At 68.6% G+C, this 1,457-nt stretch carries 1 protein-coding gene; it reads right to left on the bottom strand.

The window, feature by feature from the left end; all coding sequences use genetic code 11:
• Positions 1–1,457 (bottom strand): phospholipase C (locus AQJ66_RS36555; RefSeq protein WP_061931246.1); only part of this gene is annotated, 1,457 nt, incomplete at both ends.

The raw sequence follows: 1,457 nt of genomic DNA, 5'->3' as shown, positions 1-1,457 counted from the left end.
GGTGGCGTCGAAGGAGTGGTCGCCGATGCGGCCGGTGTGCCAGTTGTCCTCGATGAACCGGGTGATGGACGCCTGGTCGGTGAGGGTGTGGTCGACGTGGTTGGTCTTGCTGTAGGGGGAGACGACGAGCAGGGGCTGGCGGGTGCCGGGGCCGCAGCGGTCGGCGTAGCCCCCGGCCGCCTTCGGGCCCTTCTGGCAGGCGGCGCTGTCGGTGGCCTTGCCGTTGGAACCGGCGGCGGTGTCGGTGGAGCCGTTGCGCGGGGCGGCGTAGGCGTGGTCGTACCAGCCGTCGGAGTCGTCGTAGGCGATGACGACCGCCGTGGACTTCCACTGCGGGCTGCTCTGCACGGCGTTGATCTGGTCGACGAGGAAGTGCTGTTCGTCGACCGGGTCGGAGTAGGCGGCGTGGCCGTCCTGGTACTCGGGCGCCTTGACGAAGCTGACGGACGGCAGCTTGCCGGCCTTCAGGGCGGCGTGGAAGTCGGTGAGGTCGTAGTTGTGGTTGGCCTGGCCGGCGTGGCCGATCTCCGCGACGTCCTTCGGCGGCAGGTGGTGCGGGTTGGACGTCGACTTGTAGTACTGGAACGGCGAGTGGTGCGGGCTGTAGTCGGCCACGGAGGCGCCGCCGATGTTGGTGTGCGTGGTGTCGCACTTGGCGTAGTGGCCCTGCTGCCCGTCCCAGGCGGTGGACGGCCGGAAGCCGCCCTGGAACCAACCCCAGCTGACGTGCTTGGAGTTGAGGACGTCACCGATGTTCCGGCCCTGCATCGCGGCCAGCGCGTTGGTGCTGGTGTGGTCCTTGCCGGAGCAGTCGTCGTAGGCGGGGTCGGGGTCGTTGACGACCGTGCCGACGCCCTTGGCGTCCGGGGACTTGACCGTGTACGGGTCCGGGGTGGACGTCTGCCTGGGGTTCTCGGTGCCGGTGGCCGGGTCCACGGAGACGACGCCGTGCGTCTGGCCGGAGACCAGGTTGAGGGCGCCGGGGGTGGAGGGGCCGTAGGTGGAGCTGTAGGCGCGGTCGCTCATCGCGTAGTGCTGGGCGTAGTTCCACAGCGCGGTGACGGTGTTGCCGTCGTAGTAGTCCATGACCAGGCCGGGTTCGCCGAACAGGCCGCCCGAGCACTTGTCGACCTCGGTGTTCTGGACGAACTGGTCGGCCTTGCCGCCGTTGTAGGCGTACTGCTCGGCGCTGTAGTTGTGGTTCTGGTCGCAGGTCATGGCCTGGGACGGGGCGAGCCGCTTCGGGGCGTACTGGTTGGGGTTCTTCGTCAGCAGCCCGGCGTGCGCGAGGGTGTCGATGTTCTTCGGGGTCTTCTTCGACGCCGTGAACTTCGTGCCGTCGGTGTTGGCGGCCTTGGGGTAGGTGGCGAAGTAGTGGTCGAAGGAGACGTTCTCGTCGAACAGCACGACCACGTGCTTGACGGGCGTCGCGGTCGAGGACCGGCCGTGGTGGCCGG

Origin of the sequence: Streptomyces bungoensis (assembly GCF_001514215.1) — a bacterium.
Taxonomy (GTDB): domain Bacteria; phylum Actinomycetota; class Actinomycetes; order Streptomycetales; family Streptomycetaceae; genus Streptomyces; species Streptomyces bungoensis.
The sequence above is the reverse complement of the archived record's forward strand: the minus strand, read 5'-3'. Positions and strand labels throughout refer to the sequence as shown.